Origin of the sequence: Kitasatospora sp. NPDC088346 (genome assembly GCF_044740765.1) — a bacterium.
GTDB lineage: Bacteria > Actinomycetota > Actinomycetes > Streptomycetales > Streptomycetaceae > Kitasatospora.
In genome coordinates this window covers 37,862-51,167 of sequence record NZ_JBIURH010000022.1, presented here as the reverse complement: position 1 = coordinate 51,167, position 13,306 = coordinate 37,862, and the positions used below count along the sequence as shown (strand labels likewise).

Annotated in this window: 12 protein-coding genes; 3 read left to right on the top strand and 9 right to left on the bottom strand. The window is 73.8% G+C overall.

Translation table 11 applies throughout. The features are described from left to right. Nucleotides 1-25: 25 nt before the first annotated feature. Nucleotides 26-952 (top strand): HAD family hydrolase, encoded by a 927-nt coding sequence (locus ACIOFR_RS25310; RefSeq protein WP_401001102.1) that lies wholly within the window; start codon nucleotides 26-28, stop codon nucleotides 950-952. A gap of 125 nt (nucleotides 953-1,077) precedes the next feature. Here ACIOFR_RS25310 and ACIOFR_RS25305 read toward each other — a convergent pair whose 3' ends face one another. Together ACIOFR_RS25305 and ACIOFR_RS25300 are read right to left on the bottom strand one after the other, a co-directional pair. Continuing rightward, complete coding sequence (locus tag ACIOFR_RS25305; protein ID WP_401001099.1) at nucleotides 1,078-2,907, bottom strand: LCP family protein; 1,830 nt, start codon at nucleotides 2,905-2,907, stop codon at nucleotides 1,078-1,080. 164 nt (nucleotides 2,908-3,071) lie between these two features. Further along, nucleotides 3,072-3,998, bottom strand: coding sequence for a sporulation protein (locus ACIOFR_RS25300; RefSeq protein WP_401001097.1), 927 nt, complete (start codon nucleotides 3,996-3,998; stop codon nucleotides 3,072-3,074). 538 nt (nucleotides 3,999-4,536) lie between these two features. On the opposite strand from ACIOFR_RS25300, the gene ACIOFR_RS25295 reads away from it, so the two are divergent. Both ACIOFR_RS25295 and ACIOFR_RS25290 read left to right on the top strand, forming a co-directional pair. Then, nucleotides 4,537-5,268, top strand: coding sequence for a FadR/GntR family transcriptional regulator (locus ACIOFR_RS25295; RefSeq protein ID WP_401001095.1), 732 nt, complete (start codon nucleotides 4,537-4,539; stop codon nucleotides 5,266-5,268). Between the two features lie 74 nt (nucleotides 5,269-5,342). After that, nucleotides 5,343-6,608: a CynX/NimT family MFS transporter gene (locus ACIOFR_RS25290; protein ID WP_401001092.1), complete on the top strand. Its 1,266-nt coding sequence runs from the start codon at nucleotides 5,343-5,345 to the stop codon at nucleotides 6,606-6,608. A 93-nt stretch (nucleotides 6,609-6,701) separates the two neighbouring features. Here ACIOFR_RS25290 and ACIOFR_RS25285 read toward each other — a convergent pair whose 3' ends face one another. From ACIOFR_RS25285 to ACIOFR_RS25255, 7 genes are all read right to left on the bottom strand, one after another. Beyond that, the gene (locus ACIOFR_RS25285; protein ID WP_401001215.1) at nucleotides 6,702-7,421 is read right to left on the bottom strand and encodes an ABC transporter permease; all 720 of its coding nucleotides are present in this window, start codon (nucleotides 7,419-7,421) and stop codon (nucleotides 6,702-6,704) included. Nucleotides 7,422-7,523: 102 nt separating this feature from the next. Beyond that, nucleotides 7,524-8,441: an ABC transporter ATP-binding protein gene (locus tag ACIOFR_RS25280; protein ID WP_401001090.1), complete on the bottom strand. Its 918-nt coding sequence runs from the start codon at nucleotides 8,439-8,441 to the stop codon at nucleotides 7,524-7,526. A 9-nt stretch (nucleotides 8,442-8,450) separates the two neighbouring features. Further along, nucleotides 8,451-9,350: an ABC transporter permease gene (locus ACIOFR_RS25275; protein WP_401001087.1), complete on the bottom strand. Its 900-nt coding sequence runs from the start codon at nucleotides 9,348-9,350 to the stop codon at nucleotides 8,451-8,453. Further along, the gene (locus ACIOFR_RS25270; RefSeq protein WP_401001085.1) at nucleotides 9,334-10,338 is read right to left on the bottom strand and encodes an ABC transporter ATP-binding protein; all 1,005 of its coding nucleotides are present in this window, start codon (nucleotides 10,336-10,338) and stop codon (nucleotides 9,334-9,336) included. The genes ACIOFR_RS25275 and ACIOFR_RS25270 overlap by 17 nt, the downstream gene beginning before the upstream one ends. A gap of 154 nt (nucleotides 10,339-10,492) precedes the next feature. After that, complete coding sequence (locus tag ACIOFR_RS25265) at nucleotides 10,493-11,545, bottom strand: hypothetical protein (protein ID WP_401001082.1); 1,053 nt, start codon at nucleotides 11,543-11,545, stop codon at nucleotides 10,493-10,495. Then, nucleotides 11,542-12,414, bottom strand: a complete 873-nt coding sequence (locus ACIOFR_RS25260; protein ID WP_401001079.1) for a hypothetical protein — start codon at nucleotides 12,412-12,414, stop codon at nucleotides 11,542-11,544. The genes ACIOFR_RS25265 and ACIOFR_RS25260 overlap by 4 nt, the downstream gene beginning before the upstream one ends. Further along, complete coding sequence (locus ACIOFR_RS25255) at nucleotides 12,411-13,250, bottom strand: hypothetical protein (RefSeq protein WP_401001076.1); 840 nt, start codon at nucleotides 13,248-13,250, stop codon at nucleotides 12,411-12,413. The genes ACIOFR_RS25260 and ACIOFR_RS25255 overlap by 4 nt, the downstream gene beginning before the upstream one ends. Between the last annotated feature and the right edge of the window lie 56 nt (nucleotides 13,251-13,306).

The following is a 13,306-nucleotide window of genomic DNA, read 5'->3' as shown; positions in this document are numbered from 1 at the left end:
GCAACTCCCTGGAGATGTACGGAAGATGAGCACGCCCGGCCACCGCCCCGACTCCTCTTCCGACACCTCCGCGGGCGCCCGTGCGAACACCACCACGGACACCACCGCGAGCACGACTGCGGACACCTCGGCGGACACCCGCGGTGGCGACCTGCCGTACCGGCTGGTCGCCACCGACCTGGACGGCACCCTGCTGAACACCGCCGAGACGGTCTCCGCGCGCAACCGCGCCGCGCTGGCAGCCGTCACGGCCGCCGGTGCCCGCCACATCATCGTCACCGGCCGGTCGGCGGGCTGGGCCCGCCCGGTCTTCGACGAGATCGGCTACACCGGCCTCGCCGTCTGCGGGCAGGGCGCCCAGGTGTACGACGCGGGCGCGCACAGGCTGCTGACCTCGCTGACCCTGGACCGCCGGCTGGCCGCCGTGGCCCTCGGCAAGATCGAGGCCGAGATCGGCCCGCTCGTGGTGGCCGCCAACCAGGACGGCCTGGACGGCGAGGTACTGGCCGGCCCGGGCTACCGGCTGAAGATCGGTTCGGACCTGCCGGTGACCCGGGTGGCCGCGGACCGTCTGCTGGACGCCCCGATCAGCAAGCTCTACATCCAGCACCCGGAGCTCGACGACGACGCCCTCGCCGAGACCGCGCACCGGGTCGCCGGCGCCATGGTCGGGGTCACCCTGGCAGGCCCGGGGATCGTCGAGATACTGCCGCTCGGGCTGACCAAGGCCACCGGACTGGCCATCGCCGCCCACCGGTTCGGCGTGAAGTCCGCGCAGACCATCGCCTTCGGCGACATGCCCAACGACATCCCGATGCTCAACTGGGCCGGGTACGGCGTCGCCATGGCCAACGCGCACGAGCACCTGCGCGCGGTCGCGGACGAGACCACCGTGAGCAACGACGAGGACGGCGTGGCCGTCGTACTGGAGCGGGTCTTCGGCCTCGCCTGACGCCGCACCCGGCACCCGCCACCGCGCACCGCGCGCCGCGGGCTCCCGGTTCAGGACGGCGAATGGCGCCGCACTCCACGGAGTGCGGCGCCCTTCGCCGTGCGGCGCGGGTCGGCGTGCTCGGGTCAGCCGAAGGAGACGTTCGAGCAGGGGTCGTCGTCGGCCGACCGGGCGTCCTGCGCGACCGAGCTGGGCAGCGGTCCGGGCGCGGCCGGAGTCCCGGCGCCGGAACCGCCGTTGGCCGCGGCGAAGTCCTGACCGAGGATCAGGCTGATGCCCGCCTTGCTGCCGGCCTCCAGGGTGGCGCCGGGGAACAGCGAGGCCACCGTCTGGGCGTTGGCCTTCTCCCCCGGGCCGTACTGGACCACGGTGGTCGCGTGGTTCTGCTGGGCGGCGTTGGCCGTCGCGGTGACGGTGAACTTCGACGCCTTGAGGGTGGTCGCCGCCTTGGTGGTGAGGCCGGCCGTAGTGGTGCCGTTGAAGACGCCGACCCTGATGCCCGCGCCCTTGACGATGGCCGGTGCCGCCGTGGCCGGGTCGGGGGTCGGGGCCGCCGACGGGCTCTCGGCCGGGGCGGGGGTGCCGCCGCTGGCGTCCTGCCCGTCGAGGGTGCGGTCGGCCTTGAGCGCCGACCAGAGCTGGGTCACGTCCGGGTAGACCAGCGCGACCCGTTCCTTGTCGAACTTCCACGGCGTGGTCAGGAACTTGATGTTGTGCAGGTCTATGTCCTTCATCGTCATCGCGAAGGACAGCAGCTTGGCCGCGGTGTTCAGGCCCTCGTCCACCAGCAACGACTTGGTGGCCGCGTCGGCGAGCGGGAGCAGGGTGGTCGGGTTCATGCCGGCCCCCTTGACCTGCTTGATCAGCGAGGACATGAAGGCCTGCTGACGCTTCATCCGGCCGATGTCCGAGCCGTCGCCGATGCCGTGGCGCAGCCGGACGTAGTCCAGCGCCGCCTGGCCCTCGACCTTCTGCACGCCCTTCGGGTAGAGCTGCTTGCCCTTGTGCCCGAGGTTGGGGTTGAGGTCGCCCTCGAAGATCGCGTTCGGCAGGCAGACGTCGACGCCGCCGACGGCGCTGGTCATCGACGCGAAGCCGTTGAAGTTGACCACGATGGTGTGGTCGACCCGGATGCCGGTCAGCTTCTCGACGGTGTTCTGGGTGCAGGCCGGGTTGCCCTGATCGGTGTTGCCGACCGAGAAGGCGCTGTTGAACATCACGCCGGACTGCTGCTTGGTCCACTTGCCGTTGGGCAGCTTGCACGGCGGGACGTCGACCAGCGCGTCGCGGGGGAACGAGACCCCGACGGCGTGCTTGTGGTCGGCGTAGACGTGCAGCAGCATCGTGGTGTCCGAACGGGCACCGCCGTCCTCGCCGCCGCCGAGGTCGCGGTTGGAGCCGTCGCGGGAGTCGGAGCCGATCAGCAGGACGTTGATCGGAACCCGGCCCTGGGCGTCCGGCGCGGCCGCGGCCGGGCGGTCCGAGCTGAGCGCGTCGTCGCCGAAGAACTGGATGTTGCCGTTGAGCTTGAGGTAGACCGCGCCGCCGGCCGCGGTCACCAGCGCGATGGCGCCGACCGCCGTCCAGATGACGATCTTCTTCTTGCTGCGCGGCTTCTTCTTCCGCCCGCGGGCGGCGGCCCGGCCGCCGGCCCCGCCCGCACTCGCCCCGCTCGCACCGTTGCCGCCGGAGCCGTTGCCGCCCGGACCGCTGCCCGCGCCGCCACGGCCACCGCGGCCCTGCTGGGCCCGGCGGGCCTCGGCCCGGCCGCCCGATCGGGGCTGTTCCGCCGCCGGCTCGGGCCGGCGCCGCCGCTGGCCGACCACCGACGGACCACCGGCGGGGCGGGCGTCATCGCGGTGCGGCGCGTCGTCCCGGTAGCCGCTCTGGTCCGGGGCGTCGTCACGCCACCAGTCGGCGTCCTGGCCGGACGCCCCCGCCCTCTGGCCTGCCATGCGTACACCCTTCACCGACGGCAGCAACACGAAGCCTCAGCAACGCACCGAGTGCAGTACCGACGCGTAGAGCTCTGCGGAGCATATAAAGGCATCATTCAGGAGTCACGAGCCGGGCCACCGGTGACCCGTTCGGCCGCGCCTCGGCGCGGCCCCAAGGGCCGTCAGCCCTCGAAGAAATCCTCGAAGACCTCGTCCACGACCTCGTCCATGACCTCACCCAGCACCAGGCCTCCCACCAGCCCGGCAGCCGCACCGGCCGCCGCCGCGCCGAAACCGCCGTGCCCGCCGTGTCCCCCGTGGCTCCCGTGGCTCCCGTGCCCGTGACCGCCGTGGCCGTAGCCGGAGGCCACCTGCTGGAGCCAGCCGTCGACCACCGGGGTCAGGTCCTGCTCCGCCGCGGCGTTCTCCAGGCGGTGTTGGTGGATGACGTCCCCCGCGCGCTTGTCGAACTCCAGCACCACCTCCGTCCCGGTCTCGGAGGCGACGAAGGTCAGCTCGACCGCGCTGCACAGGTGCGCGTACTGCGGGGCCGCCGTGAACTCGATCTCCTGGTAGAACGGCAGCCGCTGCCCGCTGTCCCGGATGTGCCCGGCCTCCAGGTCCGCGCTGCGCAGCCGGAATCCGAGCCCGGTGAACGCGTCCAGCACTCGCTGCTGCACCGGCAGCGGCGCCACCCCGAGCGGGTCGGCGTCGCCCTTGTCCCGGGCGCCGCTGATCTCGACCTCGGTCCGGAGCCCGACCGCCATGCCCGGCAGCTGCCAGCCCGCGAAGCTGGTGATCGGCGTCTCGTGCGGCGCCCGGACGCTGAACGGGACGGAACGCTGCTCGCCCACCGCCAGCCGGAACGGCGCGCTGACCGCGAAGCGGGCGAACGGGGACAGGCCGGTGCTCTCGCCCTCCTCGTGCTCGATCTCGACCCGGGCCACCAGGGTCAGCGTGATCCCGGTGATCTCCGCGTCCTGGGTGCCGCCGACCAGGTTGACCCGGCCCTCGATCAGCCCACCGGGCTGGACGACCGGCGTCGACAGGACGGTGTCGACCGTGGGTCCACCGACCCCGAGCGCACCAAGCAGCTTCTTGAACACCATGAGGGCGGACTCCAGGAGAGAACGGAAAGCGGTGGACACAGGTGATCGGAGAAACGCAGCCGGCACCGGGGCGGTTCCCGCCGCGCCGACGCCACGGATCGGGGAGGACTCTACGTTCGGACCGCACGACCGCCCCGGCCGGCCGCCGGCGCCTGCCTCGGGTGCCCGGCGCGGGGGGCGTGCTCCGCGCCGTCGGGGCACGCCCTCCGGCGTACCGGCGTCAAGGGAACGCCGGGAGCCCGCCCGGAAGGGCGGCCCGCGGTCGCCCGTTGACGCCGTCCGACACCACGACCCGACACCACGACCCGACACCACCGCCCGACACCACCGCCCGACACCACCGCCCGCCACCGCCCGCCACCGCCCGCCACCGCCACCGGACGCCGCCGCCCGGACGGCGTCTCACCCGATCGCCCGCGACACCGGCCGCGTCACCGCGACACCGCCCTACCCCACTTGTAGGATGACCGGGCAAGCAGTTGTAGGATGACTGACGATCGACCCTCCCGCCCCCGCGCGTGCCCAGGAAGGAACCCCGGTGACCGGTGCAAACGACGGACTGCAGGCCGCCGGCCGACGCTCCCTGGTGGACGCCGCCATCGAGCAGCTCCGCGAGCAGCTGGTGGCCGGGACCTGGCCGGTCGGCTCGAAGATCCCCAGCGAGCACGAGCTGGCCGAACGCCTGCAGGTCGGGCGCAACACCGTCCGGGAGGCGATCCGGGTGCTCGCGCACGCCGGGATGCTGGTCTCGCGGCAGGGTGAGGGCACCTTCGTCCGGAGCACCAGCGACCCGGCCGCCGTGCTGCGCGGGGTGCAGCGCTCGGGCGTGCGGGACGTGCTGGAGGTCCGCGCCGCGCTGGAGGCCGAGGCGGCCCGGCTGGCCGCCGTACGGCACACCCCCGAGGACATCGCCCGGATGCGGGCCGCGCTGGCCCGCGAGGCCGAGGTGCTCGCCGCCCATCCCGAGCGGGCCGGCCGCGAGGCGACGGTGGAACACGACCTGGAGTTCCACACCGCCGTGGTCGACGCCGCACACAACCCGGCGCTCGGCGAGGTCTACCGGTACTTCGGCGCCTCGGTGCGGGAGTCGATGCGCACGGCGTTCGGCGACCACGAGATGCCCGAGGTGGTCATCGCCACCCACGCGGCCCTGGTCGACGCGATCGAGAGCGGCGACCCGGACCGCGCCGAGACCGCCTGTCGCGAGCTGCTCGCGGAGCCGACGGCCGCCGTGGAGCAACTGCTCGCCGCCATCGCGGCCCGGAAGTGACGCGGGGGCCGCACCGGCCCTCTCCTTCCGCCGTCCGCCGCAGTCCCGCCCCGTTGCAGAGAGAGCACCACCTCATGTCGGTCACCCGTGCCCAGCAGCCGGTTGCCATTCCCACGGTCCGTACCCGCACCAAGCTCGCGCACCCCGCGCTGTTCCTGGCCGGCATCGTGCTGGTCGCGCTGAACATGCGGGCCTGCCTGGCGGCGGTCGCCCCCGTCCTGGCGGAGATCCAGCAGACCTTCCACCTGTCGGCGACGGCCAGCGGGCTGATCACCACCGTGCCGGCGCTGTTCCAGGGCGTCGGCGCGCCGCTCACGCCCCGGCTGACCAGGCGGTTCGGCACCGAGCGGGTGGTGCTGGGCGCGGTGCTCACGCTGGGCGCCGGCGTGCTGGTGCGGGTGCTGCCCTCGGCGTTCGCGCTGTACCTGGGGTGCGTGGTGATCGGGGTGGCGATCGCCGTCCTGAACGTCTCGATGCCGGGCCTGGTCAAGCGCGAGTTCCCGGACCGGGCGGCCGCCGCCACCGGCCTGTACTCGACGGCGACGCTGGTCGGCGCCACCCTGGCGGCGGCCTCGTCGGTGCCGCTGGAGAAGGCGCTCGGCGGCGGCTGGCAGGCCTCGCTCGGGGCCTGGTCGCTGCTGGCGGTGGTGGCCGCCCTGGCATGGCTGCCGCAGGTGCTGCGGTCCCGGCAGGCGGCCGGCGCCGTACGGACCGGGGGCGCACGGACCGGGGGCGCGAGCGGCCCGGTCGCGCCGGCCGGCCGGCCGATCGAGGGCATCTGGCGCTCCTCGCTGGCCTGGCAGATCAGCGGCTTCATGGGCGTCTCGTCGCTGCTGGTCTACGTCCTGGTGGCCTGGCTGCCGACGATCCTCGCCGACCACGGCATGGACCGCGGCGAGGCCGGCCTGGTCTTCGCGTTCAGCAACCTGCTCCAGGTGGCCGGTGCGTTCCTGGTGCCGCTGCTGGCCGGCCGGATGACCCGGCAGAGCGTGCTGGCCGTGGCGATGGCCGCGATGAACGGAGCCGGCATCGCGCTGCTGCTGCTCGCGCCGGTCTCCGGGGCCTGGGCCGCGGCCGCGGTGCTCGGTGTCGCGCAGGGCGGTTCGTTCGGGCTGGCGCTGGCGTTCATCGTGCTGCGGACCGGAACCCCGGCGGGCGCCGCCCAGCTGGGCGGGATGAGCCAGGCCGTCGGGTACCTGGTGGCGGCGTCCGGGCCGGTCGGGGCGGGTGCGCTGCACCAGCTGACCGGCGGGTGGACCGTCCCCCTGGTGCTGATGCTGGGCCTGGCGGCGGCCGCCGCCGTGGCCGGCTGGGGGGCCGGGCGCAACCGCACGCTGTGAGGCGGCCCGGGCGTGCCGCGGCCGCGTCGCGCCCCGGCCCGGGCGCCGTGCCGCCGGCCCGCCCGGGGCACACCGGCGGCACGGCGCCCCGCCTCACTCCTCCGAGGCGAGGGTCAGCCCGGCCAGCTTGACCGAGGCGAGCACCGTGGCGGCCACCGCGACGCCGATGAGCAGCGGGACGGCGGTGCCGAGGGCGACCTCGGAGCTGATGGCGCCGTCGGTGGCGAGCGACTCGGCGACCGCGAGGCCCCACTGCTGGACGCTGAGGGTGCGGGCGCCCTCGACGTAGGTGCCGACCAGGCTCTCCCAGACCAGCGCGTACGCGAGGCCCGCCACGACGGCGTGCCGGGTGACAACGCCGAGCAGCAGGAAGAGTGCGCTGTAGGCGGCGCCGGAGGCCAGCGCACCGACCGCGTAGCCGACCGCCATGCCCTCCTGGTTCCCGTAGATGATCAGTCCGGCCAGCAGGGTGGGGACGGCGGCGAAGGCCCAGGTGGTCGCGATCGCCACGGCCAGCTTGGTGGTGATGATCTGCCAACGGGGGATCGGCTTGGAGAGCAGGTAGACGATCGAGCCGTCGTCGATCTCGGTGGCGATCACGCCCGTGCCGATCACCAGGCCGAGGATCGGCACCAGGGTGCCCAGCGAGAGCTGGCCGAGGATGCTGACGGCGAGGTCGTGCTTGTCCTGGTCGGCCCCGCGGGCGAACAGGGAGATCACCAGCAGCACGGCGGGGACCACCAGCAGCAGGACGCCGCGGCGGCGGCCGAGCAGGCCGCGCACGGTCAGCCTGGCGACGGTCGGGTTCACGATGGGTTCCAGCCCTTCTGGCGGCGTTCTGGCGATCTCACGAGCGGGAGACGGCCGAGGGGTTCGGCTCGGGGTGAGCCGAGGGGCGCAGGACGAGCCGGGGGCTCAGGACGAGACCAGGTAGGAGAAGACGCTCTCCAGCGACTCGTCCGCCGGGGAGACCGTGAAGAGCCGGATGCCGGCCTCCTGGGCGACCCTGGGCAGCAGGGTGGTGAAGCCCTGGAAGTTGACCGCCTCGATGCGCAGGGCCTTCTCCTTCGCGTCGAACTCGATGGCGGCGGTGGAGCCGTCGGCGATCAGTGCCGCGGCCAGCCTGCGGTCGTCGCTGGAGCGGACCAGGTAGCGGTGCGGGCGGTCCGTCATCAGGCGGCGGATCTTGCGGAAGTCGCCGGAGGCGGCGTGCCGACCGGCCACCACGACCTCGATGTGGCGGGCGAGTTGCTCGACCTCCTCCAGGATGTGCGAGGAGAACAGCACCGTGCGGCCGTCGGCGCCGAACCGGCGCAGCAGCTCCATCAGCTGGAGCCGCTGGCGCGGGTCCATGCCGTTGAAGGGTTCGTCGAGCAGCAGCACGGCCGGGTCGTGGACCAGGGCCGAGGCCATCTTGACGCGCTGCTTCATGCCCTTGGAGTAGGTGCCGGTCTTCCGGTCCTGGGCGTACTCCATCTCGACCAGGGCGAGGGCGCGGCGGGCGGCCTCGCCGGGGTCGGGCAGGCCGTGCAGTTCGGCGTTGGCGAGGACGAACTCCCAGCCGGTCAGGTAGTCGTACATCGACTCGCGCTCGGGGACGAGTCCGATCTGCCGGTAGACCGTCTGGTTGCGCCAGATCGGTGCGCCGTCCAGGGTGACCTCGCCCGCGGAGGGGCCGAGGAAGCCGCTCATCATGTGGATGAGGGTGGACTTCCCCGCGCCGTTCGGGCCGAGCAGGCCGGTGACGCCGGGGCCGATCCGCATGCTGATGTCGTTGACGGCGACGACGTTGCCGAACCAGCGGGAGACCTTGTCGATCGCGATGACAGCCATGACGACCTCTCAGATCTTCCGGTAGCGACGGAGCAGGGACACGTACGAGAGGGCCACCAGGGCGACGAGTTCGACCGTGAAGAGCACGGCGCCGAGGGTGCCCGGCGCGTGGAGCGCGCTGTCGGGGCCGCCCAGGCCGAAGACCTTGTTGACGACGGCCTCGACGAGCAGGTCCGGGGAGATCACGGCGACCCAGTTGGCGGACTCCGTGCCCTCGAAGCCGCCGGTGATGCCGTAGGCGATGGTGGCCAGGATGGTGCTGACGGTCAGCACGCCCATGATCGCGGCGACGCCGAAGCCGCGCCGCGGGGTGGCGGCGGCGATCAGCAGCGCGATCGCCGAGTAGACCAGCGCGTAGAGCACGGCGGCGGCCAGCCCGTAGAGGAAGTGCTCGGTGTTGGAGCCGAACGGCAGCTTGCCGAGCACGGCCCCGAGGTAGAGCACCAGCAGCGGCACCACCATCAGGATCAGCATGGCGGCGGTCATCGCGGCGAACTTGGCCCGGACGTAGTCGCCCCGGGTGATCGGCCGGGAGAAGTAGAGCGGCACGGTGTTGTGCCGCAGGTCCCGGGACATCAGCACGGGGGCCTGGGCGGCCAGGAAGATGGTGACCAGCAGGCCGAAGTTGCTGAGGAAGGCGGTGTAGTCCGTCATCAGCTTCTGCTGCTTCGACATGATCGTCGCCGTGACGATCACCAGCGCGATCGCGGAGAGGGCGCCGAGGAGCAGCATCGGCAGCACCTTGGACTTGCCGGAGCGCCCCAGCCCGTACGCGCCGCGCAGGCTCTGCACGAACAGCGAGCGGGTGGCGTACGAGCGGCCGAGCCGGGGGCCCTGGTAGCCGCGGTAGCCGATGTTGTGGATGACGCCGCTGTCGGGCGCGGTCCTGGGCTCAGGAGGCAACGACATCGGGAGCACCTCCTGCCTGCTGGTCGGCGATCGGCGCGGGCGCGTGGGACGGCGCCTCGGACGAGTCGGTGGTGAAGATCTCGGCGACCCGGTGGCGGCGCTGCTCCAGCCGGACCAGACCGAGGCCGAGGCCGGCGACGGTGTCCCGGATGAGGTCGTAGGTGTCGTCGCCGGCCATCTCGACCAGCAGCACCCGGGAGCCGTCCGGACGGACGGAGAGCCCGGCGGCGGCGAGCCGGTCGCGGACCAGGCGGTCGGCGTCCACGGTCAGGTCGTCGGGGTGGTCGGTGACCTCCACCGCGAGCAGTCGGGTGGCCTCGGTGAAGGAGGCGGTGGAGGAAGAGCGCAGCAGCCGCCCGCCGTCGATCACCACCAGGTGGTCACAGGTGCGTTCGAGCTCGCCGAGCAGGTGCGTGGTGACCAGCACCGAGATGCCGAAGTCGCTGTGCACCCGGCGGATCAGGGCCAGCATGTCGTCGCGGCCGACCGGGTCGAGCCCGTTGGTGGGCTCGTCGAGCAGCACCAGCTTGGGGTCGTGGACCAGCGCCTGGGCCAGTTTCACGCGCTGCTTCATGCCGGTGGAGTAGCCGCCCATCGGGCGGTACCGCTCCTCGTAGAGGCCGACGTGGCGGAGCGTGTCGGCCGTCCGTTCGCGGGCGGCGGCGGCCGGCAGGCCGGCCATCCGCGCCATGTGGACGACGAACTCCGTCGCCGAGACGTCGGGCGGCAGGCAGTCGTGCTCCGGCATGTAGCCGACGCGCTCGCGGATCGCCGGGCCCTCGGTGGCGATGTCCAGGCCGAGGACCTGGCCGGTGCCGGAGGTGGCCGGGGCGAGCCCGAGCAGGATCTTGATGAGTGTGGACTTGCCCGCCCCGTTCGAACCGACCAGGCCAACCACTCCGGGCTGCACCTCCACGGTGAGCTGATCGAGAGCGGTGACCCGGGGGAACCTCTTGGTGAGGCCGTCCGTCTTGATGACAGTGGACACGTCGACCAACGTAGTGGTCGCGCGGTCCGGCGGACATGAGCTGGGATGCTGAGCCCGAGATCGTCCTGCGGTATGACGCGGCCGGGCCGGCCCCTAGGGGGCCCGCGGCGCGGGCCCCGAGCGGGCCGGGCCCGGCCGCGTCCGTCGTCTCCGCTCAGGCCAGCAGGTCCGCCTGGAGGACCGCCACCTGCCGGAACGCCTGCTCCGGCACGCCCCGGGGGTTGGTCATCACGATCCGGGCCACCACGTCCCCGGCCGCGATGTCGGCGGCCTGCGCGACGGGCCGGCCGCCGGCCCGCTCGTCGACCGTCCGGGCCTGGGCCGCGACGCTCGGCATGCCGGTGAAGACCAGGTCGGAGCGGTGCAACCCGGCGGCGTCCTTCGGCTCCGACCGGGTGGCGGAGCGCTCGTAGAAGCGGTTGGCCTCGGTGTTGGAGCCGAACTGCAGCAGCCAGATCTCCGTGCGGGTGCCGTCCGGGCCGGTCCAGACCCGCTGGGTGGCGGCCCGGCAGGCGCTCTCCAGCAGGGCCGCGGAGGCCTTCTCCGGGTTCGTGTCGCGGGCCGCGAACTCGCTGCAGTCGGCCCAGATCCCGGCGGGGAGCGCGCCGGCGGTCGGGCTCGCGCTGCCGCCGGCGGTCGGGCTCGCCGTCGTGCTCGCGGTCGGGCTCGGGCTCGGGCTCGGAGCCGTGCTCGCCGTCGTGCTCGGCGCGGCGCCCGGGACGGGCTGCTCCGGCGTCGCACCGGCCGGCGCGGGCAGCAGCAACTGCCGCAGGTCGGCGAAGTGCCGGTGCTGGTCGGCCTTGCCCGGCGCCTCCTTGCCCGCGGGCAGCGGCGGCAGTGACAGCGGCGGGAAGGCGTAGCGGCCGTCGCCGGGGGTCCGCAGACCGGGGAGGCTGGTGCGGTCGGGCGCGGTGACGGCGACGGCGGCGGCCGTGCCGGTCAGCACCAGGATCAGCGCGGCGCCGCCCCGGCGGAGCAGCGCCGCCCGGCGGGGCCGGCCGGCCTGCTCGTCGAGGACCGCCTCCGGCGGGAGCGACCAGACCTCGTCGACCGGCGCGCCGAAGGTCGGCGCGCCGCCGGTCGGCGCGGCCCACGGCCCGGCCGGCGGCTGCGGGGGTGTCTGCGGGGAGGGCGCGGCGAGCGGCCGGACCGGCGCCGCCGGCGGGTGGCCGGGCTCCTCGGGCAGGGGCTCGGTGGTGTCGGTCATACGGACGCTCCTGGACGGGCCAGCCGGTCGAGCTGCTGGGTGAAGAGGTTGACGACCTTGTCCTTGGGCAGCGGCGCGACGCCCTCGACCCGGACCACCACGCGGAGGTCGCCCTCGGCCGCGGAGCAGGACAGGTAGTCCACCGGGGAGCCCGGCGGCAGGTGCGGCAGGTAGCAGTGCGCCTCGGCGTGGCCGGGGATCTCCGGGCCGACCCGGAACAGGCCGGAGTCCGAACCCAGCGCCCCGGCCCAGGCGTTGTCCGCCTTCACCGCCTCCTGGTGGTACTGCAGCAGCCACACCGTCACCACCATGCCGGCGTCGCTGCTCACCATGGTGCGGACACCGCCGCCCTTGAGCGGGGTCTCCTGCCAGACCTTGCGGACCAGGTCCTGGAGCTTGGTCGGCAGGGCCCGGACGTCGTCATCGACCCACGCCTGGCGCTGCTCCTCCGTCAGCTCGGTGTCGTTGCCGTACGCGCCGGAGTCCGGGCCGAGCGAGTAGCCCGCCGGTACCGGCAGCAGCAGGTCCCGCAGCGAACCGAAGTGGCTGCCGTTGGACTTGGCGCCGAACGCGGGGGACGGTGAGGCGGTCGCGCTCGGCACGGGGGCCGGCAGCGCCCGGTCGGCGGGCCGGTCGTCGTAGCGGACCTTGATGATGCCGAGGCCGAGGCCGACCCCGACCAGCGCGGCGGCCACCACGGCGGCACCGGCCCGGAGGGCGAAGCCGGACCGCGGGGCGGCGGGCGAGGGCTCAGGCGCGGGCGACGGCTCCACCGGCGGCGGAGCCGGGGCGGGGGCCGGGGCCGGGGCCGGGGCCGGGGCGGGCGCGGGGGCCGCAGCCGGGGCCGGATTCACGACGGACTCACTCATACCAGCCGCTCCCACTGCAGCTTGGCGAGGGCCTTGAGCTCGTCGCCGTTGACCTGGCTCGGGGAGTAGACCGTGATCTGCATCGCGACGTTGCCGCGCCGTGCCACCGCCTCCCCGAGGTAGTACTTCTCGGTGCTCTCGCTGTACGTGTACTGCTTGTCGGAGGCCGTGTACGAGCCGTTGATCGTCCCGCCGTCCAGTGGCTGGCCGCCCGTCACCTCGTTGACCAGCGCGACCGCCGACTGGCTGGACTTGGCGTCGTACTGGATGAGCTCGACCAGGTAGCGGGTCTCGCCCTTCCGCCAGGCCAGGTAGGCGTCCCGCTGGAAGCCCTCCCGGATCAGCGAGCGGAACTCACGGTCCGCACCGCCGTACGACAGCGCCTTCTCGCCGATCGTCATCCAGCCGGAGTCGTCGCCGTAGCCGTAGTTGTCCCACGGCTCGGTCCCCTCCGGCCTGCTGATCAGCAGCTTGCGCAGGTCGCCGTCGACCGGGAGCGGCTTGGGCCGGGCCGCCGCGGCGGCCTGCTCGTCCAGGGTGGCGGCCGGGTAGTGCGGTACGCCGACCTGGAGGGCGGGCAGCGGCGTCGGGGGCCGGCCGGCCTGGATCGCGTAGCCGCCCGCCGCACCGAGCAGCGGGCCGAGCAGTGCGGCGGCGATCAGCAGCCGGGCGGTACCGATCCTGCGCGGGGCGGGTGCGGCCTCGGCCTCGGTTCCGGCTTCGGCCTCCGCCTCGGCAGGCGTCTCGGCCGGGTCGGTGGGGTCGGTGGGGACGGGAGGTGCCGGGGGTTCGGCGGGAGCCTCGGGAACCGGCGGTTCCGGGGTCTCGGTGGTCACAGGGTGCTCCTGAGCAGCTGGGATCGCGTCGGGGAGGGGGCCGGTCCGGCCGGCCG